Here is a 530-nt window from a genome sequence, read left to right as displayed (position 1 = left end):
GCGTCGTATTCGATCAACTCGCTGCCGATTTTCGCCGAACGCCGGAACAATCCGGCCCCGAACGGCTGCGGGTCGCTTACCTCGATCTCCCGGACCTCCGCTCCGACGGTACCGACGGCCCGCGCCGATCCTGAGAACTGCAGCCGTTCGTCCGGCACCGGCGTCACATAGGAATCGTTAAGCGTCGTAAAGTTGGAGAGGGTATGAACGCCGACCTTCACGCCTTCGCGTTCCGCCAGCTCCACGCAAGCTTTCAAGCCATCGTCACCATTGGGGAAGCTTCCCGGTTTCAACGTGAAATGCCCCCATTGCGAGAACGGATCGGGATGGTACACATAGTTCAAGCCGGCCATCTTCGTATACCGTACCGCGTCCGCCATCGTCGCTTCGGAGAAATCGGTGATGACATACGATTGATTCGCCGCCGGCGACGTTTTGCCCCACTCGCCTTCGATCATCGGATGCGGCAGCCCTTCCCCGATCTCGATCGCTTCGATCGTTTGGAGAACCCGGTCAACCGCACAGCCGAA

At 60.0% G+C, this 530-nt stretch carries 1 protein-coding gene; it reads right to left on the bottom strand.

Annotation, left to right across the window (positions count from 1 at the left end; translation table 11 throughout):
• Positions 1-530: hypothetical protein (locus NNL21_RS36130; protein ID WP_256555736.1), on the bottom strand; the 530-nt coding region annotated here is incomplete at both ends.

Source organism: Paenibacillus mendelii, from assembly GCF_024498075.1.
Classification (GTDB): domain Bacteria; phylum Bacillota; class Bacilli; order Paenibacillales; family Paenibacillaceae; genus Paenibacillus_Z; species Paenibacillus_Z mendelii.
Note: the sequence above shows the minus strand (reverse complement) of the source record. Positions and strands in the feature narration are given on the sequence as shown.